This is a genomic window from Mesorhizobium sp. M0227, from assembly GCF_040321855.1.
In the GTDB taxonomy this organism is placed as follows: Bacteria; Pseudomonadota; Alphaproteobacteria; order Rhizobiales; family Rhizobiaceae; genus Mesorhizobium.
The window spans coordinates 176,018-200,195 of sequence record NZ_JAMYSJ010000003.1; the positions used below are offsets into that span (position 1 = coordinate 176,018).

General features: G+C 63.9%; 21 protein-coding genes and 1 riboswitch. Of the genes, 10 read left to right on the forward strand and 11 right to left on the reverse strand.

All coding sequences use genetic code 11. The features are described 5' to 3' along the window. The first annotated feature begins 63 nt into the window (after positions 1-63). Positions 64-178: riboswitch (TPP riboswitch) on the forward strand. 43 nt (positions 179-221) lie between these two features. The 4 genes from thiB (at position 222) to NKJ00_RS06475 (ending at position 5,593) form a co-directional block, all read left to right on the forward strand. Continuing rightward, the gene (gene thiB / locus NKJ00_RS06460; RefSeq protein WP_352611407.1) at positions 222-1,220 is read left to right on the forward strand and encodes a thiamine ABC transporter substrate binding subunit; all 999 of its coding nucleotides are present in this window, start codon (positions 222-224) and stop codon (positions 1,218-1,220) included. Positions 1,221-1,463: 243 nt separating this feature from the next. Next, positions 1,464-3,083, forward strand: a complete 1,620-nt coding sequence (gene thiP / locus NKJ00_RS06465; RefSeq protein ID WP_352629203.1) for a thiamine/thiamine pyrophosphate ABC transporter permease — start codon at positions 1,464-1,466, stop codon at positions 3,081-3,083. Then, positions 3,076-3,867: a thiamine ABC transporter ATP-binding protein gene (thiQ, locus tag NKJ00_RS06470; RefSeq protein ID WP_023814299.1), complete on the forward strand. Its 792-nt coding sequence runs from the start codon at positions 3,076-3,078 to the stop codon at positions 3,865-3,867. Before thiP ends, thiQ begins: the two co-directional genes overlap by 8 nt. A gap of 256 nt (positions 3,868-4,123) precedes the next feature. Next, the gene (locus NKJ00_RS06475; RefSeq protein ID WP_127297425.1) at positions 4,124-5,593 is read left to right on the forward strand and encodes a M48 family metalloprotease; all 1,470 of its coding nucleotides are present in this window, start codon (positions 4,124-4,126) and stop codon (positions 5,591-5,593) included. A 24-nt stretch (positions 5,594-5,617) separates the two neighbouring features. Here the strand turns inward: NKJ00_RS06475 and NKJ00_RS06480 are convergent, their stop codons facing one another. After that, positions 5,618-6,481: an RNA polymerase factor sigma-32 gene (locus tag NKJ00_RS06480; protein WP_127297424.1), complete on the reverse strand. Its 864-nt coding sequence runs from the start codon at positions 6,479-6,481 to the stop codon at positions 5,618-5,620. 323 nt (positions 6,482-6,804) lie between these two features. On the opposite strand from NKJ00_RS06480, the gene NKJ00_RS06485 reads away from it, so the two are divergent. The 3 genes from NKJ00_RS06485 (at position 6,805) to NKJ00_RS06495 (ending at position 9,164) form a co-directional block, all read left to right on the forward strand. Further along, on the forward strand, positions 6,805-7,578 hold the full coding sequence (locus tag NKJ00_RS06485; RefSeq protein WP_128305517.1) for an amino acid ABC transporter substrate-binding protein: 774 nt from the start codon (positions 6,805-6,807) through the stop codon (positions 7,576-7,578). A 138-nt stretch (positions 7,579-7,716) separates the two neighbouring features. Further along, positions 7,717-8,397 carry an amino acid ABC transporter permease gene (locus tag NKJ00_RS06490; protein WP_031213968.1) on the forward strand — a complete coding sequence of 227 codons (681 nt, stop codon included), beginning with the start codon at positions 7,717-7,719 and terminating at the stop codon, positions 8,395-8,397. Next, a complete protein-coding gene (locus tag NKJ00_RS06495; protein ID WP_352611410.1) occupies positions 8,394-9,164 on the forward strand; it encodes an amino acid ABC transporter ATP-binding protein in 771 nt (256 codons plus the stop codon). The genes NKJ00_RS06490 and NKJ00_RS06495 overlap by 4 nt, the downstream gene beginning before the upstream one ends. Positions 9,165-9,228: 64 nt before the next feature. Here NKJ00_RS06495 and NKJ00_RS06500 read toward each other — a convergent pair whose 3' ends face one another. From NKJ00_RS06500 to NKJ00_RS06510, 3 genes are all read right to left on the reverse strand, one after another. Further along, positions 9,229-9,846 carry a LysE family translocator gene (locus NKJ00_RS06500; protein ID WP_352611411.1) on the reverse strand — a complete coding sequence of 206 codons (618 nt, stop codon included), beginning with the start codon at positions 9,844-9,846 and terminating at the stop codon, positions 9,229-9,231. 157 nt (positions 9,847-10,003) lie between these two features. Further along, positions 10,004-10,663, reverse strand: coding sequence for a response regulator (locus tag NKJ00_RS06505; RefSeq protein WP_352440949.1), 660 nt, complete (start codon positions 10,661-10,663; stop codon positions 10,004-10,006). Positions 10,664-10,890: 227 nt separating this feature from the next. Next, positions 10,891-11,058 carry a hypothetical protein gene (locus NKJ00_RS06510; protein ID WP_352629204.1) on the reverse strand — a complete coding sequence of 56 codons (168 nt, stop codon included), beginning with the start codon at positions 11,056-11,058 and terminating at the stop codon, positions 10,891-10,893. A 40-nt stretch (positions 11,059-11,098) separates the two neighbouring features. Here NKJ00_RS06510 and NKJ00_RS06515 point away from each other — a divergent pair, with 40 nt between their 5' ends. Then, entirely contained in the window at positions 11,099-12,562 is a 1,464-nt protein-coding gene (locus tag NKJ00_RS06515; protein ID WP_352629205.1) for a hybrid sensor histidine kinase/response regulator, read from the forward strand. Positions 12,563-12,734: 172 nt separating this feature from the next. On the opposite strand, the gene NKJ00_RS06520 is transcribed toward NKJ00_RS06515, so the two are convergent. The 6 genes from NKJ00_RS06520 to NKJ00_RS06545 all read right to left on the reverse strand — a co-directional run bounded on the left by NKJ00_RS06520 (position 12,735) and on the right by NKJ00_RS06545 (position 20,811). After that, complete coding sequence (locus NKJ00_RS06520; protein ID WP_013529179.1) at positions 12,735-13,316, reverse strand: CarD family transcriptional regulator; 582 nt, start codon at positions 13,314-13,316, stop codon at positions 12,735-12,737. A gap of 366 nt (positions 13,317-13,682) precedes the next feature. Then, complete coding sequence (gene fdxA / locus NKJ00_RS06525; RefSeq protein ID WP_023699302.1) at positions 13,683-14,021, reverse strand: ferredoxin FdxA; 339 nt, start codon at positions 14,019-14,021, stop codon at positions 13,683-13,685. 234 nt (positions 14,022-14,255) lie between these two features. Continuing rightward, a complete protein-coding gene (locus NKJ00_RS06530; RefSeq protein WP_127297242.1) occupies positions 14,256-14,642 on the reverse strand; it encodes an RNA-binding S4 domain-containing protein in 387 nt (128 codons plus the stop codon). A 16-nt stretch (positions 14,643-14,658) separates the two neighbouring features. After that, entirely contained in the window at positions 14,659-18,093 is a 3,435-nt protein-coding gene (locus NKJ00_RS06535) for a helicase-related protein (protein WP_128305520.1), read from the reverse strand. A gap of 720 nt (positions 18,094-18,813) precedes the next feature. Further along, positions 18,814-19,539 (reverse strand): acetoacetyl-CoA reductase, encoded by a 726-nt coding sequence (gene phbB / locus NKJ00_RS06540; protein WP_023814310.1) that lies wholly within the window; start codon positions 19,537-19,539, stop codon positions 18,814-18,816. Between the two features lie 93 nt (positions 19,540-19,632). After that, positions 19,633-20,811 (reverse strand): acetyl-CoA C-acetyltransferase, encoded by a 1,179-nt coding sequence (locus NKJ00_RS06545; protein WP_352629207.1) that lies wholly within the window; start codon positions 20,809-20,811, stop codon positions 19,633-19,635. 301 nt (positions 20,812-21,112) lie between these two features. On the opposite strand from NKJ00_RS06545, the gene phaR reads away from it, so the two are divergent. Further along, complete coding sequence (gene phaR / locus NKJ00_RS06550) at positions 21,113-21,724, forward strand: polyhydroxyalkanoate synthesis repressor PhaR (protein WP_128305522.1); 612 nt, start codon at positions 21,113-21,115, stop codon at positions 21,722-21,724. Between the two features lie 21 nt (positions 21,725-21,745). Here phaR and NKJ00_RS06555 read toward each other — a convergent pair whose 3' ends face one another. Continuing rightward, complete coding sequence (locus tag NKJ00_RS06555; protein WP_352611413.1) at positions 21,746-22,885, reverse strand: citrate/2-methylcitrate synthase; 1,140 nt, start codon at positions 22,883-22,885, stop codon at positions 21,746-21,748. A 92-nt stretch (positions 22,886-22,977) separates the two neighbouring features. Here NKJ00_RS06555 and NKJ00_RS06560 point away from each other — a divergent pair, with 92 nt between their 5' ends. Continuing rightward, positions 22,978-24,066: a citrate synthase/methylcitrate synthase gene (locus NKJ00_RS06560; protein WP_352629208.1), complete on the forward strand. Its 1,089-nt coding sequence runs from the start codon at positions 22,978-22,980 to the stop codon at positions 24,064-24,066. The last annotated feature ends 112 nt before the right edge of the window (positions 24,067-24,178 follow it).

A 24,178-nucleotide genomic window follows, 5' to 3' on the forward strand; every position in this document is an offset into this window, starting at 1 on the left:
CACGGGAAACGGAAGGCGGCAAACTCCCACTTGCATGGGGGATCGGCCCGGCCTATGTGTCGAAACGCTCTAACGGGGTGCCGGACGCGATCTTCGCGGACCGGCTGAGAGGCAGTCTCGCCAACCCGCTGAACCTGATCCGGTTTGTACCGGCGGAGGGATTAGACGTTTCGGACAGTCCGACGCCTCAATTCCTTTCAATTCGAACGAAGGAGGCGCCGATGCGCACGTTTTTATACGCTCTTGTTTCAGCAACGGTCGTGGCCTTGTCCGGACCGGCCTTGGCCAAGGACAAGCTCACCGTCTACACCTATGATAGCTTCACCGCCGACTGGGGTCCGGGTCCCGTGGTGAAGAAGGAGTTCGAGGCCGAATGCGGCTGCGATGTCGAGTTCGTCTCGGTCGCCGACGGCGTCGCGCTGCTCAACCGCGTCAGATTGGAAGGCGCATCGACCAAGGCCGATATCGTGCTTGGCCTCGACACCAATCTCACCGCCGATGCCAAGGCGTCAGGCTTGTTCGCGCCGCATGGCGGCGTAACTGATGTCAACGTGCCGGGTGGCTGGAGCGACGATACTTTTGTCCCCTTTGACTACGGATATTTCGCCGTCGTCTACGACACCGAGAAGCTGAAGATCCCGCCGAAAAGCCTGAAAGAGCTGGTCGAGGGCAGTGCCGATGACAAGATCGTCATCCAGGATCCGCGCACCTCCACGCCGGGCCTCGGTCTGCTTCTGTGGGTCAAGTCAGTCTATGGCGACAAGGCGCCCGAGGCCTGGGCCAAGCTCAAGGCGAAAGTGCTGACCGTGACGCCGGGCTGGAGCGAGGCCTATGGGCTGTTCACCAAGGGCGAGGCGCCGATGGTGCTGTCCTACACGACGTCGCCGGCCTACCACATGGTCGCCGAGAAGACAGAGCGCTATCAGGCAGCGTCGTTCGAGGAGGGCGAGTATTTGCAGATAGAAGTCGCGGGTATCACCACGGCGGGGGCCAAGAACCCGCTGGCGGCCAAGTTCATCGCCTTCATGACCGGGCCGAAATTCCAGGATGCCATCCCCGAGACCAACTGGATGTTCCCGGCCGGCAAGACCGACAAGCCGCTCAATCCGGCCTTCGACAAACTGGTCAAGCCGACCAAGACCTTGCTGTTCAGCCCGCAAGAGGTCGCTGCCAACCGCAAGGCTTGGGTCGATGAATGGCTGGCGGTGATGAGCAAGTAGGCTTGCGAGTTCTTTTGATGTTCGCGCCACTCCACCCCCCTCTGGCCTGCCGGCAATCTCCCCCTCAAGGGGGGAGATTGGCAGCGTCGTTGCTGGTTACAGTCCGGCAACGTTGGAGACTAGCGGAAGCATGGGTGACGGCCGATCTCCTCCCTGGAGGGGGAGATGTCCGGCAGGACAGAGGGGGGCGCCAAGGAACGCAATCCTTTGTAATTGCCGCGATGGAAAGAATGGTGGTCCAGCGTGCAACGCGCGTCTGACCCCCGCATCACCGCTGGCACCCTCGCGCTCGCTGCAATCGCGCTGCTGATCGGCGGCGCGTTTGCTGGCCTGCTTTTCGAGGGCGCCCATGATTTCTCGGGCGCCTGGGCAACCTTCGATCCCTATCTGCTTCGCGTCATTCGCTTCACGCTCTGGCAAGCGGCGCTCTCGACGCTGCTTTCGGTCATCCCGGCGCTGTTCGTGGCGCGCGCTCTGTCGCGGCACCCACGTTTCTTCGCTCGCGCCTTCATCCTGCAGATCTTCGCCGTGCCGTTGGCGCTGCCGGCTATTGTCGCAGCACTCGGCATCCTGGCGCTTTATGGCCGTGCCGGCTATTTCGCCGGCGTGCTTGCCGTGATCGGCGGGGGAAGCTGGCCGGGCATCTATGGCCTGTCCGGCATCCTCGTCGCCCATGTCTTCTTCAACCTGCCGCTGGCGACGCGGCTGTTCCTCGAGGCGCTGCAGACCATACCGGCCGACCAATGGCGGTTGGCGAGCCAGCTCGGCATGGCGGCGCGGCCGGCGTTCCGGCTGATCGAATGGCCAACGCTGCGCGCCGCACTGCCCGGCGTCGCCGGGCTGGTGTTCATGCTCTGCATCACATCCTTCACCATCGTGCTGACGCTCGGCGGCGGGCCGGCCGCGACGACGCTTGAGGTCGGCATCTACCAGGCGCTGCGCTTCGATTTCGATCCCGCGCGGGCCGTTACACTGACGCTGTTGCAGATCGCCTTGACCTTTATCGTTGTGCTGGCCCTGACGCGCCTAGGCGCCAATGTGGTCGGCGACACCAATTTGCCGGTCGCGCAACGCCGCTATCTCTCGGTCAATCGGAGCGAGACCTGGTTGAACGCGCTAGTCATCATCCTGGCGCTGCTGTTCGTCGTTGGGCCGATGGCGGCAACCGTGGTGGCCGGGTTGGGTGCGGACCTCGGCCGTTTGGCCAGCGAGGCCACCGTCCGGCAGGCAACGCTGACCAGCGCAGCGCTCGCCTTCCTGTCGGCGCTGCTTTCGGTGATGCTGTCGCTGGTGCTGACCATGGCGCGGCGGGCACTGGCGCTGAACCGCCGTGCCGGCGCAAAGACACTGCTCGAACGCGCCACCGATACAGGCGCCGGTTTTGTCCTTGTCGTGCCGCCGATCGTCGTCGGCGCTGGCTGGTTCCTGTTGCTGCGCCATGTCGGCGATGCCTTCGCCATCGCCCCGGTCATGGTCGTCACCGTCAATGCGGTGATGGCGATGCCGTTCGCCCTACGCGCCGTGCGTCCCGCCTATGATGCGGCGAGCGAGCGTCACGAACGGCTCTGCGCACAGCTCGGCATTGCGGGCTGGAACCGGCTGATGCTGGTCGACTGGCCGTCGCTGCGGCGACCGCTCGCCACGGCCTTCGCTTTCGCCATGGCGCTGTCGCTCGGCGATCTCGGTGTCATTGCCCTGTTCGGCAGTGATTCCGTGCAGACATTGCCCTACCTTCTTCTGGCACGGATGGGCAGCTACCGCACCGAGGATGCCGCCGGCCTGGCACTGCTGCTCGGCTTCGTCTGTCTCGCGTTGATCGTGGCGGCGCACTGGCTGGGAAGGGAGAAGGTCCGCGATGCGTGAGAGGGCGGCCAACAGGCTCGAAAAGGGCGCGCCGGTGCGGCTAGACAATGTGTCGTTCAGTTATGGCAGCTATGGCGATGCGCCACTTGTCTTCGACGTCGAGTTCGCCACGGCGAAGATCACCGCCATCATGGGTCCGAGCGGTTCGGGCAAGTCGACGCTGCTCAATCTGGTCGCCGGCTTCGAGACCCCACAATCGGGCCGCGTGCTGATCGGCGGGGCCGATGTCAGCGCCGAGCCGGCCTCGGCGCGGCCGGTGTCGATGGTGTTCCAGGAGAACAATCTCTTCGCGCATCTTTCCGTCGAGCAGAATGTCGGGCTCGGCCGCTCGCCCTCCCTGGGACTGACCGAGGCGGACCGCGTCGCGGTCGCCGAGGCGCTTGCGCGCACCGGTCTCGCGGGCAAGGAGAAACGCCTGCCGCGCGAGCTCTCCGGGGGCGAACGCCAGCGCGTCGCACTGGCCCGCGTGCTGGTGCGCGACCGACCGGTGTTGCTGCTCGACGAGCCCTTCGCTTCGCTCGGACCCGCTTTGCGCGACGAGATGCTGGATCTGGTTGCTGCCGTTCATGCCGAACGCGCCATGACGGTGCTATTTGTCACCCACCAGCCCGAGGATGCACGCCGCATCGGCGAGCACATGGTGTTTGTCGACAATGGGTTGGTGGCCGCAACCGGCAAGGCTGATGATTTCTTTACCGGGGCTGGTCCGGAGGCGTTCCGGCGCTATATCGGCGCGGGTGCTGGATATTCCACATCACGCGATGTTGCCCGGAAGCGGACATAATTTACGGTCAAACCGGCTCCAGGCGATGTGGCGTTTGCTTGCCATGACCGGGGGAGTGTGGCTAGGTCGCCCTACCGGTCCGGCACAGGCCGTGATTTGCCTGCAGTATCCGCCGCCCGCCCTAAGGGACGGGCACGGATGCTGCAGCAGTTTGAGATGGCGCATGACACGTTCCGAAGATCGCCCCCGATTTTCGTGGTCATGCGCCGGGACCCGAAAGGAAGCCGTTCTGGCGATCGGCGCTAACACATTGGGAATGAAACCGCTGGCGCGTTTTCTCGCGCTGGCCGGTTTTGCCGTGGCGTTGGCAAGCTGCCAGATGTTCACGCCGCCGGAAGTTCAGGAATCCGGCTTCCAGCCTTCCGACAAGCCGATCACGGTGGACAATGTCGGCGCCAACAACAAGCTCGCCGAATTGGCCAAGGCGCAGCACCCGCGCATCCTGGCGACTTATGGCGGTGAATATTCCGACCCCAAGCTCGAACGCATGGTCGCCAAGGTGGTCGGTAGTTTGACGGTGGTGTCCGCCAACCCGACACAGACCTATCGCATCACCATTTTAAATTCGCCCAACGTCAACGCATTCGCGCTGCCGGGCGGCTATCTCTACATCACCCGCGGCCTCCTGGCGCTGGCCAATGATTCGGCCGAGCTTGCCGCCGTCATCGCGCATGAGATGGGCCACGTCACCGCCAATCACGGCCTGCAGCGCCAGCAACTGGAGGCCGAGGAAGGCCTGGCCACCAAGGTGGTTTCGGACGTGCTCGGCGACAGCCCGACAGCCAAGGCGGCGTTGATCCGTGGCAAGCTGAGGCTGGCGCAATTTTCGCGCAACCAGGAGCTGGAAGCCGACGCCATCGGCATCAAATCGATCGGCGAGGCCGGCTACGATCCTTTCGCCGCAGGCCGCTTCCTTCAATCGATGTCGGCCTATACCGATTTCCGCTCGATCAGCGGCGCCACCGATGCCAGCCTGGATTTCCTGGCCACGCACCCCAACACGCCGCAGCGCATCGATCTGGCGCAGCGCCATGCCCGCCAGTTCGGCGCGCCGGGCGTCGGCACGCGAGACCGCGATTCCTTCCTCGCCGGCATAGACGGCCTGCTCTATGGCGACACACCCGAGGAAGGCTATGTGCGCGGCGAAACCTTCCTGCACCCGGGCCTTGGCGTGTCGTTCACGGTGCCGGACGGCTTCATCATCGACAATTCGGCGGCAGCGGTGACGGCCACCGGCCCCGGCGACATAGCGATCCGTTTCGATGGCGTTTCCATCGACAAGAACCGGGCGCTGACGGACTATATCCGCAGCGGCTGGGTGGCTGGTCTCGTCGACAGCAGCGTCAAGCAGGAAACCATCAACGGCAATGAGGCGGCGACCGCGCATGCCGGCGCCGAAGGCTGGCAGTTCGACATTGCGGTGATCCGCGCCGGCGGCCAGGTCTACCGGCTGCTGACCGCGGCCCCTTCCGCCAGCACGTCGCTGGACACGATCGCCCGCTCGGTCAGCGGCTCGTTCCGGATTTTGAGCGCTGCCGAAAAGACGGCGCTGAAGCCGCTGCACATCCGCGTCGTCACCGTCCAGCCTGGGCAGACGATGGGTTCGCTTTCGGCGCAGATGGTCGGCGTCGACCGCAAGCTCGACCTGTTCCGCGTCCTCAATGCGCTGTCGCCCGGTGCCGCGGTTTCGGCCGGCGACAAGGTCAAGATCGTCACCGACAAGTAGGCGCCGCTGGACGCCTGCCGCCGTTCAGGCGGCAGTCGCGATGAACTCCGGATTCTGCTTCACCAATGCGACCTTGAGCTTTTCCATGGCGCGGGCCTCGATCTGGCGGACGCGTTCCTTTGAGATGCCGAGCGTTTCGCCGAGCGCTTCGAGTGTCGCGCCCTCGTCGTTCAGCCGCCGTTCCTCGATGATCCTCAGTTCCCGTGCATTGAGCGCGCGAAGCGCCTCCCTCAGCCAGAGCGAGCGGCGCGCGACATCGATCTTGTCGCCGACGATCTCGTCGGGCAGCGGATCGTCCGAAATCAGGAAATCCATGCGCTCGGTCGAACCCGCATCGTCGGCAATAGGCATGTTGAGCGAGGAATCGGGCGCCGAGAGCCGCGAATCCATCATCGCCACATCGGCTTCGGAGACGCCAAGCGCCTCCGACACCTCGCGATAGAGCGTGGCGTTGGAGAGCGGCTCCGTGCCATTCGCCAACCGCGCGCGCAGGCGTCGCAAATTGAAGAACAGCGCCTTCTGGGCCGAGCTGGTGCCACCACGCACGATAGACCAGTTGCGCAGGATATAGTCCTGCATCGAGGCGCGAATCCACCATGTCGCATAGGTCGAGAACCGCACCTCGCGCTCCGGCTCGAAGCGGGCGGCGGCCTCGAGCAGTCCGACATGACCCTCCTGAACCAGGTCGCCGAGCGGCAGGCCGTAATGGCGGAATTTGGAGGCCATGGAAATGACCAGCCGCATATGGGCGACGGTGATGCTGTGCAGCGCGTTCTGGTCGTTGTCCTCTTTCCAGAGCAATGCAAGCCGATGCTCTTCGTCACGCTCGAGGTAGGGAGCCTTCATTGCCGCGCGGACCATGATCCGTCCTGCCGTGTCTTCCATCATGAGGCGCTCCCTGGGTGGTGCGGATGACTTTGCAAACTTGGCTGGCGCCCGGGTTGAAATGGCGGCGTCGTGCCCTACAACAGCCAGAACTGCCATGCGCGGGAAAGGTTCCGCGACCGTGGCGGCGGGATTGTGTTGCCTGAAGGATTCCCAGGACGGTTCGTGATGGCTGCGATGACGAGCAGAAAGTTCCAGTTGGAGAACTGGGTTTCATAAATCGGTTGTTTTTGAAATTCTGTTCCTTATTTTTTCGGCTTGCATCTGTCAGTTTCCAGCGCTCACAAATATGCCGGCCAGCCGGCCAAGGACGGGATCACAGAAAAATGAAATGGCTCAAGTCGCTCATTATCGCCGGAACGCTGCAGGCCCTGGCTGTCACTGCAGGCCATGCCGGCGCCAATCTCGACCAGATCAAGCACGCCGGTGTCATCAAGGTCGGCACGGAAGGCACCTATGCGCCGTTCACCTACCATGACACGTCCGGTGCACTGGTCGGCTTCGACGTCGAAATCGCCAAGGCGATCGCCGACAAGCTTGGCGTCAAGGCCGAGTTCCTCGAAGGCAAGTGGGATGGACTGATCGCCGGCCTCGACGCCAATCGCTACGATGCCGTTATCAATCAGGTCGGCATCACCGACGCCCGCAAGGCAAAGTACGACTTCTCCGATCCCTACATCGCCTCCAAGGCGGTGCTGATCGTGCGCGGCGACAACACCGACATCAAGAGCTTCGCCGATCTCAAGGGCAAGAAGTCGGCGCAGTCGCTGACCTCGAATTTCGGCAAGCTGGCCGAAACGAACGGCGCCGAACTGGTCGGCACCGATGGCTTCGACCAGTCGATCCAGCTGCTTCTGACCGGCCGCGCCGACGCCACGATCAATGACAGTCTGTCGTTCCTCGACTTCAAGAAGCACAAGCCCGACGCCAATGTGAGGATCGCCGCGCAAGAGGAAAACGCCGACTATTCCGGCGTCATCGTGCGCAAGGGCGACCCGGAGCTGGTCGCCGCTATCAACAAGGCGCTGGCCGATATCAAGGCCGACGGCACCTACAAGAAGATCTCCGACACCTATTTCGGCCAGGACGTTTCGAAGTAATCCGGGAGGCGGGCCGGTCCGCCGCCCATGAGACTATCGAGCGGCGAGCCGTCTTTGACGGCCCGCCGCTTTTGTCGTGATATGGCCGACGCATTCTTGCTTTGACCAAGCTGCTTCGACCAATCTGGAGGGTCTTACGTGCCGCACTGGCTGCAACTGATGCTGGAGTCGCTGCCTTCGCTCCTGTGGGCGGCGCTGATCTTCACCGTGCCGCTGACGCTATTGTCCTTTGCTCTCGGCTTGACGGTCGGCCTGGGTGCTGCACTCGCCCGGCTGTTCGGCCCCAAGCCGCTGGTCGCGCTGGTGCGCTTCTATGTCTGGATCTTCCGCGGTACGCCGCTCCTGGTGCAGCTGTTCCTCATCTTCTACGGCCTGCCGTCGGTCGGGATCCTGCTCGACGCCTTCACGGCGGCGCTGATCGGCTTTACCTTGAACATCGGCGCCTACACGTCGGAAATCATCCGCGCGGCCATAGGCTCGGTGCCGAAAGGCCAGTGGGAAGCCGCCTATTCGATCGGCATGACCTGGGGCCAGGCGATGCGGCGCACCATTCTGCCGCAAGCCGGCCGGGTCGCGGTGCCGCCGCTCTCCAACACCTTCATCTCGCTGGTCAAGGACACGTCGCTGGCCGCCGCCATCACCGTGCCGGAGATGTTCCAGGCGGCGCAGCGCATCGTCGCCACCACCTATGAGCCGCTGATCCTCTATGTCGAGGCGGCGATCCTTTATCTGGCGCTGAGTTCGGTGCTGTCGGCCTTGCAGACGCGGCTGGAGATCCGGCTCAACCGCTATGGCGGCTTCCTGGAGGCACGCTCATGATAGGCCTCAGCAACATCGAAAAGCGCTTCGGCGACAATCTCGTGTTGAAGGGCGTGACGGTCACCATTGCCGAAGGCAGCGTCACGGCGCTGGTCGGACCTTCGGGCGGGGGGAAGAGCACCCTGCTGCGCTGCATCAACCTCCTGGAAATCCCGACCTCGGGCACGGTGCGGATCGGCGACGAGACGCTCGAATTCCACCTCGGCGGCAGGGTTCCGGCCAGGGATATCCAGCGCCTGCGGCTGCAGACCGGCATGGTGTTTCAGAATTTTCAACTGTTTCCGCATCGCACCGCGATCGAGAATGTCATGGAAGGGCTGGTGACGGTGCTGAGATGGCCGCCTGAGAGGGCACGCGAGCGGGCGCTGGCTTTGCTGGAGAAGGTGGGGATGGCGCACAAGGCCGACGCTTGGCCAGCGACCTTGTCGGGCGGCCAGCAGCAGCGCGTGGCGATCGCCCGCGCGTTGGCGCCGTCACCGAAAGTGCTGCTCTGCGACGAGCCGACTTCGGCGCTCGACCCGGAGCTGGCGCAAGAGGTGGTCGACGTGCTCGGCAAGCTCGCCAGCGAAGGCACGACCATGGTGATGGCGACGCATGATCTGCGCCTCGCCTCCAAGATCGCCCAGGAAGTGGTGTTCCTCGATGCCGGTCTCGTCGTCGAGAAGGGACCGGCCGCGGTGCTGTTCAACAATCCGGAGCAGCAACGGACCAAGCGCTTCATTGCGACGCTGAAGCAGGAGGCTGAGAAGGAAGGCGGCGGCGCGTAAGCGCGCGGCCCAGAGTGTGTTGAATTCGGGTGATGGCCCCAGCCGCGGCTTTTCATTTGCAGGTTCAGATATGATGGCTGACGAGCGCCACGCCAAGTCCGATGAGGATCGAACCGCATGTCTTGGGGATCACCCATCCGGCGCCGCCGCCAGTGAACCGGCCAACGGCGAGCGAGGCGATGCCGACCGCCGCCAGGTCGGCCATCGAGAAGATGAGATTGACGACGATGCCGAGGATGAGGAATTGCAACCCTACGGCAATGGCGGCTGACGGGTCCACGAACTGCGGCAGGAAGGTCAGGAAGAACAGTGCCGTCTTGGGATTGAGGATCTCGACGACCATGCTGTCGCGAAATGTGTTCGGCGCCGGCCTGGCACCGTCCTCGCCCATCCGGTTCCAGCCCAGGAACATGGCAAGGCCCAACGAAATAAGATATATGGCGCCCGCCAATCGGATCATCGAGAAAGCGACCGGCGCGTGTTCCATCAGTGCGGCGAGCCCGACCGCCGCGGCCAGGATGTGCACGTAACAGCCGAGATGAACACCCAGTGCCGCCATCAATCCCGCCTGACGGCCATGGGCCAGCGTTTGCGCGGTCATGTAGAGAATCGCCGGCCCTGGCATGCAGGCGAAGGCGAGCGTTGCGAGGGCGAACGGAATCCAAAGATCCAGCGACGGCATGACGGCTCCTCCCATGTGATCAAGCCGTGGGAGGAGTAGGCTGGGGGTCAGGCCGAAAACATACGGCAGATGCCGTATTTGGATCGTGATCGGGCTTGGCTAATCTGCCGATGGTTAAGGGGACGTTGCGGGGTTGCCCATCGTCGCGGCTGTGATGTCAGCCGGCGGGCAATCCCAGACGAACCGCGTAGACGGTTAGTTCGGCGGTGTTGTGGAGATTGAGCTTGCCCATCAGGTTTTCGCGATGCTTGCGAGCGGTCGGCAGGCTGATCCCCAACCGTTCGGCGATGTCGCGCGTGATCATGCCTTGCGCCACCAGTTGAAGGATCTGCCGTTCGCGCCGCGTCAGCGGCACCGGGGAGAGGATTTCCTGTGCGGCTATCGGCTCGCTGCCCCTGCCCATATCGCTGACGGCGAAGCGAACGGTTTTCGCCAGATAGGTGCCTCCGTTCTTGACCGCTTCGATGGCGACGCCAAGTTCCTCGGGATCGCCGTCCTTGGTCAGGTAGGCGTTGGCGCCGGCACTGAGCGCGGCGCGCACCGTCCTCGGCTCGATATTGGCCGTCAGCACCACGATCCGCAGGCGTGGCGCCAAGGTCCTGATGGTGGCGATGAACTGCATCCCGGCGACACCTGGCATGCCGAGGTCGAGGATCAAAAGGTCGGCGCGCGTGCTTCGCAGCTGGCCAAGCAGCGCCTCGCCATCCGCAGCCTCGGCGACGACCGAGACATTGTCCATTGCCGAGATGAGCAGCTTCAGCCCCTCGCGCACGATGGCATGGTCGTCGGCGAGTATGGCGGTGAGCGGGCGATTCATCACGGCACCATCCAGGACTGCAGCGGCGTATATGGATCAATCGCCAATCTATGCGAAACAGGTTGCCGGTAGATCAACGGTACCGGGGAAGACCGCCCGGAGAATACTTGGGGCAATTGGAGGGCTTCGATGCAGGAAGACAAGATACGCCAGGCCCTGATCGAACTCCTGTATCGCAATTCCTACGGCGTGGTCATCTCCAACATCGTGATCTAGATGGCGGCGGTCTATGTGCTGAGAACGGCCGTTTCCACCAATTGGCTGATCGGCTGGCTAGCGGCGCTGTATCTGCTGACGGCTATCCGGGTGCTGGCGTCGCGCCGGTTTTTCAGCCGCGCCCGGGATCGCCACTCGATCTTGCGCTGGGCATGGCTGGCTACGGCGTTTTCCTGCATGTCGGGCCTTCTGTGGGGTGTGCTTGGCTGGGTCGGCTTCATGCCCGAGGCGCCGATCGTGCTGTCCTTCACGGTCATTGTCCTGACTGGTCTCGTCTGCGGCACGGTGCCGTCTCTGTCGGCCTTTCCACCGGCGCTGGTTGGTTCCATCCTGGCAACGGTGGTGCCGGTCGCTCTTCGCTGCCTGACCACCCAAAGCGATATTTCCGGCGCCTTCCTGTTCCTGCTCGCATCGCTGGTGGCGATCAATTTCTACTACTGCCGTATCACCTACCGCATGCTGCGCGAAACCGTCAGCCTGCGATTGGAGAACGAAACGCTGGTCGAGCATCTGCAAGAGGAACGCGACAGGGCGCAAACCGCCGACCGTGCCAAGACGCGTTTTCTGGCGGCGGCGAGTCACGATCTGCGCCAACCGATCCATGCCCTGAGCCTGCTGGTCTCGACGCTTGCCGTTTTGGGGCAGCGCGGCGACGTACCCTCCGGCGAGGCGCGCGACCTGGCCAGCCGAGCGAAATCGGTTGTCAGCAACTTCAGTGGGCTGCTCAACGCTTTGCTCGATATCTCCCGGCTCGATGCGGGCATCGTCACGGTCGCGAGCGAGGCGGTGCCGCTGCGCGACCTCTTTGGTGATCTTCGCAATGAATTCGCCGCCGAGGCGAAACAGCGCGGACTTAGGTGGCGCGTGGTCGACAGCGGCCTCTACGTCGACAGCGACCCGATGATGCTGAAGCGCATTCTCAACAACCTGGTGTCGAATGCCTTTCGCTACACCAAGCAAGGTGGTGTCCTGCTGGGCTGTCGCCGGCGCGGCGCATGTGTGGAGATACAGGTCCTGGACAGCGGCCCCGGCATCCCCGCCGATCAGCAGGGGATGGTCTTCGAGGAGTTCGTGCAGTTGCAGAACCCGGCGCGGGACCGCACGCAAGGCCTGGGACTCGGGCTCGCCATCGTTCGCCGCACCGCCGAACTGTTGGGGCACCCCCTGAAATTGGCTTCGACATCCGGACGCGGTTCCCTGTTTTCCATCACCGTCGCGAAGGCCGGCGCGGTGCAAGCTCGCTTAGCGGTCGACACGACATCGCCGGTCAGCAGTGCCGCGGGCATCATCGTGGTCGAGGACGAGGGCGATGTTCTCGATGCCATGGTGCGCTTGCTCAGCCTGGAGGGACATCGTGTCTATCCCGGCCGCTCCGCCGGAGAGGCGCGGAAGGCCCATGCGGCGGCGCTGGCTGCCGGCGATGCGCCGGTCGACCTGATCATCGCAGACTACCGTCTCGAGAATGATACCACCGGCACCGACGCGATCCGTGCGCTTCACGCCCATATCGGCCGCGTTGTCCCGACCATCATCATCACCGGCGATACCTCGCCTTCGCGCCTCAAGGAGATCAGCGCCAGCGGCAGCCGCATCCTGCACAAGCCGATCGCCGACGAGGAATTGCGCGAAACCATTGCTGCGGTCTGCTTTGCTGGCAAGGCGACAAGTGGGGACAAACGTTAACCGAAAACGCGCGCTGGACGGCCCGGAGCGCGCCAGCAAGCCGCGATGCAGCACGCTGGTGCGCAGTACATCATCAACATCGAAGCCGCCGCCCGAAAGCAAAAGAGGCCCCGGTCAAACCGGAGCCTCCAATCGTTTCAGGCAGGATCTCTCGAATCAAAGGCGAGAAGGATCAGGCAGCTTCTTCCTGCTCGGCCTCTTCGTTGTCAGCCTTGGCGCCACGCTTAGGGCCCTTGTTGAGGTTGACCTCGATCAAGCGCACGGCTTCGGTTTCCGACATGCGGTTGACGGCCGCGATCTCGCGGGCCATGCGGTCGAGCGCCGCCTCATAGAGCTGGCGCTCGGAATAGGACTGCTCCGGCTGGTTGTCGGCACGGTAGAGGTCGCGCACGACTTCCGAGATCGAGATCAGGTCGCCCGAATTGATCTTCGCATCATATTCCTGGGCACGGCGCGACCACATGGTGCGCTTGACGCGGGCGCGGCCCTGCACGACCTTCAGCGCGCGCTCGACATAATCCTCTTCCGACAGCTTGCGCATGCCGATGGAGGTCGCCTTGGCGACCGGCACCTTCAGGCGCATCTTGTCCTTCGAAAAGTCGATGACGAACAGTTCCAGCTTGTGTCCAGCAACTTCCTGCTCGTCGATCGAGACGATCTGGCCGACGCCGTGCGCCGGGTAGACGATGTACTCGCCGGTCTTGAAACCGTGACGCGCAGCGGTGGACTTCTTCTGCGGGGTGATCGTTGCCATTACGCCCTGAACTCCTTGTTGTGGCACCGGCGTCCTGCCGGTCCGAACTCGCGCGATCGGGGAAGCCGATCGTTAGCCGCACAACAGATGAACCCATCGGAAAAGCCGGACCGGCAAACGCGACATTGCGACCGCCTGGCCCAGATCGCTCTGGTCCGAATGGGATTTTCACCTTTCAGTGATTTGGGGCGTCTGCGCCATAAATCGACGTTGTGTCACCGGCATGTTTCGCTGATGTAACACAAAAAGTCGGAAGAATCAAGGTTTTGCTGCACAAGCGAAGGCCACAGGCCAGCGCCGCCTGTCAAGCCGGTTAATGCGACGTGCCTCTTACCCAGCGTAATACCGGCCTTTGCGGCCGTGTTGTCAATCGCCTTCGCCGGGCTCTGCCGAGAAGTATTTCTCGAACTTGCCGGCCTCGCCGTCGAAGGATTTGGCGTCGGCCGGCGGTTCCTTCTTGGCGGTGATGTTGGGCCATTTGTCGGCGTATTCGGTGTTGACCTGCAGCCATTTGTCGAGGCCGGGTTCGGTGTCAGGCTTGATCGCGTCGGCCGGGCATTCCGGCTCGCAAACGCCGCAGTCGATGCACTCGTCGGGATGGATGACGAGCATGTTCTCGCCTTCGTAGAAACAGTCGACCGGACAGACTTCGATGCAGTCCATGTATTTGCATTTGATGCAATTGTCGGTCACGACATAGGTCATCGGTCGGCTCCGGGACGTCCCATTTTGTTGGGCTTTTTCCGTCAGGTAACGCCTTTGTCGACCGCTTGCAAGGGTAGCCATTGCGGACGGTGCCGGTGTTTCCGGAATGGAATTCCAGACTGAAGGCCCGGCGGAAGTCAGTCATGTCCCGCAGAGCGTCTGTTTGCCGGGCTCAGTTCTCGCCTCAGGCGTGCCGTTGTCCCAAAACCGCTGCGTGTTTTTGGACGCCAGGCATCAGTCTTCGCCGAGCAATCGGTCGGTCTGGCGACGTTCCTTCTTGGTCGGGCGGCCGCTGCCGGCCTCGCGCAGCCCCGGAATTGCATCGGGAGGGGCTTCGCCCTTCGGTGCGGGCGGTGGCGACATGTCCTCGTAAAGCGTACGGGCCTCCTCGGCCGGGCCGCGCCGCGTACCGGCGCCGAGCACCTTCCAGATGAAGATGCGGCGCTCGAGCGTGATGGTCAGGACGTCGCCTGGCTTGACCTGATCGGAGGCCTGCGCTGCTTTGTCGCGATTGATGCGGACGCGGCCGGCGACGACCAGTTTTGCCGCCAGCGAGCGCGATTTCACGGCGCGTGAGAAGAACAGCCATTTGTCGATGCGCTGGCGGCCTTCGGCAACCATCGAAGCGAGCCGGGTTCTACTTCTTCAACTGGTCGCGCAATGCGGCGAGCTTGGCGAAGGGCGAATCCGGGTCGAAGCGCACCGGGCGCTCCTCGCGCGGCTTGGGCTGGAAGGCCGGCTTGCCGCCTTGCGGACCACCTTTGGCATCCGGCCTGCCACCCTTCCAGTCGGGACGGCCCTCACGGCGGTCGGGACGCTCGCCTTGCGGCCTGCCGTCACGCCGCTGTTCGCCTTCGGCCTGCGGCTTGGGTTTGAATTTCGAGCGGTCGAAGCGCGGCTTGCCGGCTCCATCGCGCCGGCCTTCATGGGCAGGCCGTTCTCCGGGTGCAGCTACGGCCGGTGCGCCGGCGGTATCCACGGGTGCATCGCTTCGACCGCGCGCTTGTCCGTTGCGTGGGCGATTGTTCCTTCGGTTGTCGTCGCGGTTGCGCGGACGCTGTTCGAACCGGCCCTGACGCCACAACAGGATGGGTTTTGGCGCTTCGGCTTCCGGAGCGGGTTCGCCAGCGGCTGCTTCAGTCACCGCCACAGGTTCGTCCGGCGCGGCGTCCGTTGCCGGCGCGGCATTTGACACCAACTCGGCCGTTGCGGCTTCTTCTGCCGCTGCAACTTCGATCTCGGCAGTCTCAGTCTCTGCCTGCGGTTCAATCGGCGCCGGTTCGGCGACGTCGGGCGCAGCCTCGGCTACAGGCGCTTCGTCTTGCACGGTTTCGACAGGAGCGTCCGCCTGTTCTTCCACGGCAGGCGCAGCAGGTTCAGCCGCGGCGTCGGGGGTGATTTCGGCGGGAATTTCGGCCGCGGTTTCCGAAACGGCCACTGCGTCCGATGCCGGCTCCGACCCTTCGATTGCTGCCTCTGCTGCGGCATCCGTTGCCGCGGCTTCCGCCGCTTCGGCCTGCTCGGCTCGTGCAGCTTCTTCCGTCGCAAGCTTCGCCACCGCCGCTTCGCGCGCGGCATTGTCCTGTGCTTCGAGCCGCGCCTTGACCTCGACGGCCGGCTTCGGCTCGGCACGATAGCCGAGACCCTTGAGGATTTCTTCCATGTCGTCGGCGGTGGCGCCGAGGATCGACATCATCGGCGGCGTCACCATGAAGGACTGGCCGTCATAGGCGCCGTCCGGGCGCTGACCGAGGCCGGGCTTCCAGTTGGTCGCCGGACGGATCAGATCCGCCAGCCGTTCCAGTATGTCGATGCGCACGGCGCGACGGCCGAGATTGCGGTAGCCGGCAAGCTTGTAGAACGTCTTGTCGAAAGCAGGGTCGATCACCACCGAGGTGCGACCCGAGGCGAGCGCATGGACCACGTCGCCAAAGCCCGGCTTGTCCTTGCCGTCGTTCTTCAGCGCCCACAGCAATGTCACCAGCCCGGCAGGCGCCGGCTTGATCAGCGCCGGCACGAAGACATGGTAGGCGCCGAAGCGCACGCCAAGCCGGCGAAGGGCGGCGCGGCCTTCCTGGTCGAGCGACTTCATCTCCTCGGCGATGTCGCGGCGGTTGATGAGGCCGAAATTCTCGACCAGCTGGAAGGCGATGCCGCGGCCGATGCCAGAAATCTGGTCGGCGTTCCTGAGGTCGACCAGCGGCTTCAGCAGCGACTCGATCTGGAAATTGACGAATCGCTCTGCACGCGCGGCGACCTTGTCGCGCGCCGGGCCGGTCAGCTGTTCGTCGGCCAGCAGCACCAGGCGCGGCTTCAGCGCGTCTTCGCCTGATACCAGCGTGCCGATCGGCGCGCCGATCCAGCGCAGCGTACCATCCGAGCCAAGCGCGATGTCGCCATTGGCCGAGGCGCCGAAGCGTTCGGCGCGCGCTTCGAACTCGGCGGCCAGCGCCTTCTGGGCGGCGGTGCGCACCGCCTTGGCGTCTTCGCCGCCGGCGGTCTGGTCGGCGGTGAAGCGGAACCCTTGCAACTCGCCGACATGGTGGCCTTCGACAAGGACGGTTCCGGTAGGACTAATTTCGGCTTCGGGCATGGTATTTTCTCTAAGGCGCCGCATGAGGACGGAAGTCCTGCGGTCTACGAAGCGTTTCGTCAACCGCTCATGCAGCGCATCCGACAATCTGTCTTCGATTTCGCGCGTCTTTTCCTGCCAGTGTGCCTGATCGGCCAGCCAGCCGGGCCGGTTCGACACGAATGTCCAGGTGCGGATCTGGGCAATGCGATGCGACAGCGTGTCGATATCGCCCTCGGTGGTATCGGCGCGGCGCACCTGCTCGGCCATGTAATTCTCGTCGACATGGCCGTAGCGTGCGAGGTCCGTGTAAATGGAAGCGATGAGGTCGGCATGCTGCGCCGGCGCGATCCTGCGGTAGTCGGGCAGCGCGCAGGCTTCCCACAGCAGCGCCACGCGCTTGGCATTGGTGGTGAGTGCGCGAATGTCCTCGTCGCGCGATAGATGCTCGAGCGCCTGTGCATCGACGGCAGGCAATGCCCGCGTCAGTCCCTCGACGGGGGCGTTGGTCTCGATCGAGCGCTTCAGCGCGTCGAGGCTGGCAAAGTCGAAATGCGCGGTGCGCCACTGCAGCACCTTCACCGGATCGAAATCGTGGCCTTCGATCTTCTTGATCAGCTCTTCGTCCAGCGGGTCGACCTGGCCGGTGACACCGAACGTACCGTCACGCAGATGCCGGCCGGCGCGGCCGGCGATCTGGCCGAGCTCGGCCGCGGTCAGGTTGCGATACTGGAAGCCGTCGAACTTGCGGTTCTGGGCGAAGGCGACGTGGTCGAGATCGAGGTTGAGACCCATGCCGATGGCATCGGTGGCGATGAGATAATCGACATCGCCGGACTGGAACAGCGCCACCTGGGCGTTGCGGGTGCGCGGCGAGAGCGCGCCGAGCACAACGGCGGCACCGCCCTGCTGGCGGCGGATCAGCTCGGCGATGGCGTAGACCTCGTCGGCCGAGAAGGCGACGATCGCCGTGCGCCGCGGCAGGCGGGTCAGCTTCTTGGAGCCGGCATAGGCAAGATGCGACAGCCTCGGCCGCGTCACCACCGAGACACCCCTCAGCAGGCGCTGCAGAATGCCATGCATGGTGGCTGCACCGAGCAGCAGCGTTTCCTGGCGGCCGCGCAGATGCAGGATGCGGTCGGTGAAGATGTGGCCACGCTCGAGGTCGCCGGCGAGCTGCACTTCGTCGATGGCGACGAAGGCGGCGTCGGTCTCGCGCGGCATGGCCTCGACAGTGCAGACCGAATATCTGGCGCCCGGCGGCTGGATCTTTTCCTCGCCGGTGATCAGCGCCACTTTGTGGGCGCCGACCTTTTCGCAGACACGGGCGTAGACCTCGCGCGCCAGCAGCCTGAGCGGCAGGCCGATGATACCACTCTCATGCGCCACCATGCGCTCGATTGCGAGATGGGTCTTGCCGGTGTTGGTCGGCCCGAGCACGGCGGTCACGTCGCGGCCCGACAGGATCAGCGGCTCGGTGTGTTTGGGCTGGATGTTCATCAACCTAGAATAAGGCTTCTGGGACCTGGAAATAAGGCTTCTTGGCCTCTGGTTGTCGGGAGCGTGCCTCAAATGGCGCGTATGACAGGCGACACATAGGGATTTCGGGCGCGAAGCGAAAGCGGAATGTTCCGTCGGCGGCGAGAAGGTGGTTTTGTCAAGCTTTCAATCGGCTGCGGATTAACGGATAGAACGAGTCTGGAACGAATCGGCGACGAATCAGTGACTCCTGCAGATTCAGCTTTTGTTCACGGCTACATGTGGATTTCGCGACCGCGAGTCGCACCACATGCTGAATCGCTGAACTGGCCCGTTTGATGCTAAGAGGGCGTTGCCGTTAACCTTTGCCTGGAAACAATCACGGTGGCTTGGCGCGCCTCGACCAACATTATGAAATTGTTGATCTTTCTTAACCTGCGTTAAGCAGTTGGGCAGGCGATTCCGGCTGTCGTCGTTAACGTTCAGCTCATAGCCGGAACGAATCGGCGACGAATCGGCGATGGCGTAATTTTCCCGATTTGTTCACCTCAATATCTTGTGTTGTGAACAGTTTATCCACCGAGAATCCACAGGTTGCCAGGGAGCTTTTGCACAGGGCTGCTGCCGGCTGTTAACCTTCGCGTGCCGAATTGGGTCAGCTACGGTCGCGAGCACGTCAAAGGGACCGTGCCGGAAACGGGCCGGTGTGCCGGCCCGTCGATCTCCTACATCGCCACGTCGTCAGGCGAAGTATTGGCCACCGTTGGCCGTGATGGTCGAGCCGGTGATGAAGCCGGCATCTTCGGATGCGAGGAAGACTACGCAGCGCGCGATCTCTTCCGGTTCGCCGAGGCGACCGACGGGGATTTGCGGGATGATGCGGTCGTTGAGCACCCTCTCGTCGATCGCCTTGACCATCTCGGTGGCGATGTAGCCAGGGCAGATGACGTTGACGGTGATGCCCGCGCGGGCTCCCTCTTGAGCGAGGGCTTTGCTGAAACCGATGTCGCCAGCCTTCGCGGCGGAATAGTTGACCTGGCCGGCCTGGCCTTTCTGGCCGTTGATCGACGAGATGGTGATGACGCGGCCGAACTTGCGGTCGCGCATGCCGCTCCACAGCGGATGCGTCATGTTGAAGACGCCGGACAGGTTGGTGTCGATGACCTCTTTCCACTGCTCGCGCGTGATCTTGTGGAACATGGCGTCGCGGGTGATGCCGGCATTGTTGACCAGCACCGAGACCGGGCCGAGATCGGCCTCGACCTGCTTGATGCCGGCCGCGCAGGAATCATAGTCGGCGACCGACCATTTGTAGACCGGAATGCCGGTCTCGGCCTTGAATTTCGCCGCTGCGGCGTCATTGCCGGCGTAGTTCGCGGCAACCGAATAGCCGACGGTCTTCAATGCGATCGAGATCGCCGCCCCGATGCCGCGCGATCCGCCTGTGACGATTGCTACCTTGGTCATGCATTTCCCCTTTTTTTGATACCGCCCTGTTGTCGGGCTTGGCAGGCACTGGATACAGAACGGGCGGCTCGCGCCGCCCGGTTAGTGAGTTCTTCAGAGTGCTTCGATACACATGGCGACGCCCATGCCGCCGCCGATGCACAGGGTAGCGAGACCCTTCTTGGCGCCGCGCCGGCGCATCTCGAAGACCAGCGTGTTGAAGACACGGGCGCCGGAAGCACCGATCGGGTGGCCGATGGCGATGGCGCCGCCATTGACGTTGACGATCGAGGGGTCCCAGCCCATGTCCTTGTTGACGGCGCAGGCCTGCGCGGCAAAGGCCTCGTTGGCCTCGACCAGGTCGAGATCGCCGACCGACCAGCCGGCCTTTTCCAAGGCCTTGCGCGATGCTGGGATCGGGCCGGTGCCCATGATCTGCGGATCGACGCCGGCGGTTGCCCAGGACACGATGCGTGCCAGCGGGGTGATGCCGCGCCTCACCGCTTCCGCCTCGCTCATCAGCAGCGCGCCGGCGGCACCGTCATTGATGCCGGAGGCGTTGGCGGCGGTCACCGTGCCGTCCTTGTCAAAGGCCGGCTTCAGCTTGGTCATGGCGTCGAGCGTGGCGCCATGGCGGATGTATTCGTCCTGGTCGACAATGGTGTCGCCCTTCTTGCCCTTGAGTGTGACGGCGACGATCTCGTCCTTGAACTTGCCGGCCTTTTGCGCGGCCTCGGCCTTGTTCTGCGAAGCCAGCGCAAACTGATCCTGGCCTTCGCGGGTGATCTGGAACTGACGTGCCACGTTTTCGGCGGTGTTGCCCATGTGATAACCGTTGAAGGCATCCCACAGCCCGTCCTTGATCATGGTGTCGATCAACTTGAAGTCGCCCATCTTGACGCCGGCGCGCAGGTGCTGGGCATGGGTCGAAAGCGACATCGATTCCTGGCCGCCGGCGACGATGACCTTGGCATCGCCGGTGGCGATCTGCTGCATGCCGAGCGCAATGGCACGCAGGCCCGAGCCGCAAACCTGATTGAGGCCCCAGGCTGTGGTTTCCTTGGGCAAGCCAGCATTGATCGATGCCTGGCGGGCCGGGTTCTGGCCTTGCGCGGCGGTCAGCACCTGGCCGAGGATGACCTCGTCGACCTCGCCTGGTTCGACACCGGCACGTGACAGCAATTCCCTGATGACAACGGCACCGAGCTCATGCGCCGGGGTGGCGGCAAAGGCGCCGTTGAAGGAGCCGACCGGCGTGCGCGCCGCGCTGGCAATGACGATGGAAGCGGACATTTTCTTCTCCAGACTTCAAGGGTGTCGTTCTGTCGTTAGGGACTTTTCTTGCCCTTTCCCAACCCCAAGTCAAACCGGAAATAGGCAGGGCGCCCATGCGCCGCAAGCAGGTCGTGCCTTGCCATGGCGGCCATTCGTCCATTGCTGCGCAGCATATTTTGCCTGCTATGCAGCATTTAGTGATCCCGCACTGCACAAACTGCTTGGAATTGTGAAGCTTTTGCGCATATCCTCAAAAAAAAGGCACAATCGTTATCGGCGGCTTGCTCAGAGGCGCGCCGGTGTCCCCGGGAGGATGTAGATGGCCGCTAAAGACGATCCGATCATCATCAAGAAATACGCCAATCGCCGCCTCTACAACACCGGCACCAGCACCTATGTGACGCTCGAGGACCTCGCCGAGATGGTCAAGAAGGGCGAGGAGTTCACCGTCCAGGACGCCAAGACCGGCGACGACATCACGCATCCGGTGCTGACCCAGATCATCTTCGAACTGGAGAACAAGGACGGGCAAAACATGCTGCCGATCCCGTTCCTGCGCCAGCTCATCGCTTATTACGGCGACCAGATGCAGATGATCGTGCCGAGCTTCCTCGAACAGTCGATGCTCGCCTTTTCCAAGGAGCAGGAGCGCTTTCGCGAGCAGATGAAGGGGGCGATCGGCAAGTCGCCGCTCGACATGATGAAGATCACTACGCCGATCAAGGCGCTGGAGGAACAGACACGCCGCAACATGGAAATGTTCCAGAATGCGATGCGGCTGTTCACGCCGTTCCCGCCCGCTGGCTCTACGCCGGCGGCTGCGCCAACGCCCGAGCCGGCCAGGAAGGAAACGGCTGACAAGCCCGACGACCTTCAGGAGCTGAAGGACCAGATCGCGGCCATGCAGCGCAAACTCGACACGATGTCGTGAGCGCCTGGCGCTCTCGCGATCTTACGGCAGTATTCCCTCGTAGCGGCCGCGCGGCCGGATAAGGCCTCCGCCTGTTATCTGTTCGACCGTGTGCGCTGCCCAGCCGACGCTGCGTGCGAGCGCAAACAGGCGGAACGGCGTATCGCGCGGCAAGCCAAGACTGCGCGTCAGCGCGGCCAGCCCAAAGTCGATGTTGGGAAGCGCGCCGGTCGCCGCAAAGGCAGCGTCGCGCAGCGACGATAGTGTGCCGTCAACCTCGATCACCGACAGAAGCGCTGCCCCTCGGGGGTCGCCGTCGGGATAGAGCTGATGACCGAACCCCGGCAGCGGCCGGTCATGGCTGAGCCAGCGCCGAATCGCCGCATCGGCGCCATGCCGCGCAGCATCCTCGGCCAGTTGCATCACCGCCTCGCCGGCGCCGCCATGGCGAGGGCCTGACAGCGTCGCGAGCCCCGCCAGCAGGCAAGCGGCCAGCGGCGCGCCGGTGGAGGCTGCGACGCGCGCGGCGAAGGTCGATGCATTCAGCTCATGATCGGCAAGCAGGACAAGCGCGCGGCGGATCGCATCTGCGCCGCCGGCATCCACCGACCAGTCCTGCGCAAGCCGCTGATGGACCGGATCCGGCCCCGCCGGTGCGCCCAGCGCGGCGGCCAGCACGCCGACCGTGTGCGCGGCGTCGGCATGCAGCGAGGCGGCGCTGCGCCCAAGCGATGGGCGCCCCTGGCCGGCAAGCACGGCAAGTCGCGCAAAGGCCGCAGCCCGGCCAGCTTGATGGGGTGCGTCCGGCAATGGTGCTTCGAAAGCCACCGGTTCCGGCAGAGCCCAGAGAACGGCGGCGGCTTCTTCCAGTGTGGCGTGCCCGGAGAGCACCGCGGCGTCCTGCCCGCGATAGATGAGCCGACCGTGCGAGACGGTCGAGATCGCCGTTGCGATCGAGGGCTCGCCCCAGGCAATGGCGCTTTCAGCGATGGCTGATGGGCTCCGTCCGCGCGCCCTCCGCGTTGCCAGCGCTTCTATATCGTCGGCACGATACTGGCTGCGGCGCGGATCGGCGCGGTCGGGCCGCATGCCGATGCGCCCACGGCTGACATAGGCGTACAGCGTCTGCGCCCGCACCTTGAGCCTCTCCAGCGCTTCTTCTCTGGACAACCACTCCGACATATCGAACCCAAATATTGATTCTATTGATCAAGATTGATGGAAACGTTGCCCATCTCTATCTCCGATCTGGAAATGCTTCAAGGAGACAGGCTATGGCGAATGGGCTCGATGACGTGGTGGCGGCGGAAACCGTGCTTTCCGATGTGGATGGTCTTGGCGGCCGGCTGACGATCCGAGGTCATTCGCTGCCCGAGCTGGCCGGCCGCTGGGACTATGCTCAGGTGATGCGCCTGCTGCTCGACGGCTTCTTCGACGACCTTCCCGCCGACGCGAAGCTGACGGGTGAGCTGGGCCAGGCACGTGCTGAGGTGTTCGAACGGCTTTTACCCTCGTTGCCCCGGCTGGCGTCGCTCGATGTCTACAGCGCCATGCGCGCCGGCATGGCGCTGCTGCCGGACGGCGACACATCGACGAACGCCTTGCTGCTCATCGCAGCGCCCGCCGTGCTGACGCCGGCCCTGCTGCGCCTGCAGCGCGGCGAGGAGCCGATCGCGCCGGACAGCCGGGCCGATCATGCCGCCGACATGTTGAGGATGCTGAACGGCAGCGTCGCCTCGCCGGCGCTGGCGAAGGCGCTCGACACCTATCTGGTGACCGTCTGCGACCACGGCCTCAACGCATCGACCTTTGCGACGCGCGTGGTGGCCTCGACGCAGGCCGGCCTGACATCCTCCGTGCTGGCCGGGCTCGGCGCACTCAAGGGGCCGCTGCATGGCGGGGCGCCCGGTCCGGTGATCGAGATGCTGGATGCGATCCAGGCGCATGGCGATGCCGCCGGCTGGCTGCGCGACGAGATCGCGCATGGCGAGCGCATCATGGGTTTCGGTCATCGCATCTACCGCGTGCGCGATCCGCGCGCTGATGTGCTGAAGGCGGTCGTGCGGCAACTCGGCGGCGAGGGCGAAACCGGCCGCCGGCTGGCCTTCGCGGAGACAGTGGAGCAAGCCGCACTCGACGTGCTGCGGATTGCCAAGCCGTCGCGCTCGCTGCAGACCAATGTCGAGTTCTACACCGCGCTGCTGCTGGAGGCGGCGGGCTTTCCGCCACAAGCTTTCAGCAATGTCTTTGCCACCGGGCGCGTCGCCGGCTGGATCGCGCATGCGCGCGAGCAGCAGACGATCGGGCGGCTGATCCGCCCGCAGTCGCGCTATGTCGGGCCTGTGCCGGAGCTGGCTGCCTGAGGCTTATCGGCGCCTGGCGAGCGACCGGCGATCCAAACGATATCCTCCTGGTGAGCGGCCGTGTGGCCGCTTATGACGAGAATTTCATCTCGCCCACAAATCTGGCCGCTGT

What these genes read in the sequence shown, in the direction of transcription:
- NKJ00_RS06510 (WP_352629204.1), bottom strand. Translation starts at nt 11,058, where the DNA reads ATGCAGGAAAACGCCGTAGCCAGCCATGCCCAGCGCAAGATCGAGTGG.
- NKJ00_RS06520 (WP_013529179.1), bottom strand. Translation starts at nt 13,316, where the DNA reads ATGGCAACGATCACCCCGCAGAAGAAGTCCACCGCTGCGCGTCACGGT.
- NKJ00_RS06535 (WP_128305520.1), bottom strand. Translation starts at nt 18,093, where the DNA reads ATGAACATCCAGCCCAAACACACCGAGCCGCTGATCCTGTCGGGCCGC.
- NKJ00_RS06560 (WP_352629208.1), top strand. Translation starts at nt 22,978, where the DNA reads ATGGCGAATGGGCTCGATGACGTGGTGGCGGCGGAAACCGTGCTTTCC.
- NKJ00_RS06500 (WP_352611411.1), bottom strand. Translation starts at nt 9,846, where the DNA reads ATGCCGTCGCTGGATCTTTGGATTCCGTTCGCCCTCGCAACGCTCGCC.
- NKJ00_RS06475 (WP_127297425.1), top strand. Translation starts at nt 4,124, where the DNA reads ATGAAACCGCTGGCGCGTTTTCTCGCGCTGGCCGGTTTTGCCGTGGCG.
- thiB (WP_352611407.1), top strand. Translation starts at nt 222, where the DNA reads ATGCGCACGTTTTTATACGCTCTTGTTTCAGCAACGGTCGTGGCCTTG.
- NKJ00_RS06505 (WP_352440949.1), bottom strand. Translation starts at nt 10,663, where the DNA reads ATGAATCGCCCGCTCACCGCCATACTCGCCGACGACCATGCCATCGTG.
- thiQ (WP_023814299.1), top strand. Translation starts at nt 3,076, where the DNA reads ATGCGTGAGAGGGCGGCCAACAGGCTCGAAAAGGGCGCGCCGGTGCGG.
- NKJ00_RS06485 (WP_128305517.1), top strand. Translation starts at nt 6,805, where the DNA reads ATGAAATGGCTCAAGTCGCTCATTATCGCCGGAACGCTGCAGGCCCTG.
- phbB (WP_023814310.1), bottom strand. Translation starts at nt 19,539, where the DNA reads ATGACCAAGGTAGCAATCGTCACAGGCGGATCGCGCGGCATCGGGGCG.
- phaR (WP_128305522.1), top strand. Translation starts at nt 21,113, where the DNA reads ATGGCCGCTAAAGACGATCCGATCATCATCAAGAAATACGCCAATCGC.
- NKJ00_RS06515 (WP_352629205.1), top strand. Translation starts at nt 11,099, where the DNA reads ATGCCCGAGGCGCCGATCGTGCTGTCCTTCACGGTCATTGTCCTGACT.
- NKJ00_RS06555 (WP_352611413.1), bottom strand. Translation starts at nt 22,885, where the DNA reads ATGTCGGAGTGGTTGTCCAGAGAAGAAGCGCTGGAGAGGCTCAAGGTG.
- NKJ00_RS06480 (WP_127297424.1), bottom strand. Translation starts at nt 6,481, where the DNA reads ATGATGGAAGACACGGCAGGACGGATCATGGTCCGCGCGGCAATGAAG.
- NKJ00_RS06545 (WP_352629207.1), bottom strand. Translation starts at nt 20,811, where the DNA reads ATGTCCGCTTCCATCGTCATTGCCAGCGCGGCGCGCACGCCGGTCGGC.
- NKJ00_RS06495 (WP_352611410.1), top strand. Translation starts at nt 8,394, where the DNA reads ATGATAGGCCTCAGCAACATCGAAAAGCGCTTCGGCGACAATCTCGTG.
- fdxA (WP_023699302.1), bottom strand. Translation starts at nt 14,021, where the DNA reads ATGACCTATGTCGTGACCGACAATTGCATCAAATGCAAATACATGGAC.
- NKJ00_RS06530 (WP_127297242.1), bottom strand. Translation starts at nt 14,642, where the DNA reads ATGGTTGCCGAAGGCCGCCAGCGCATCGACAAATGGCTGTTCTTCTCA.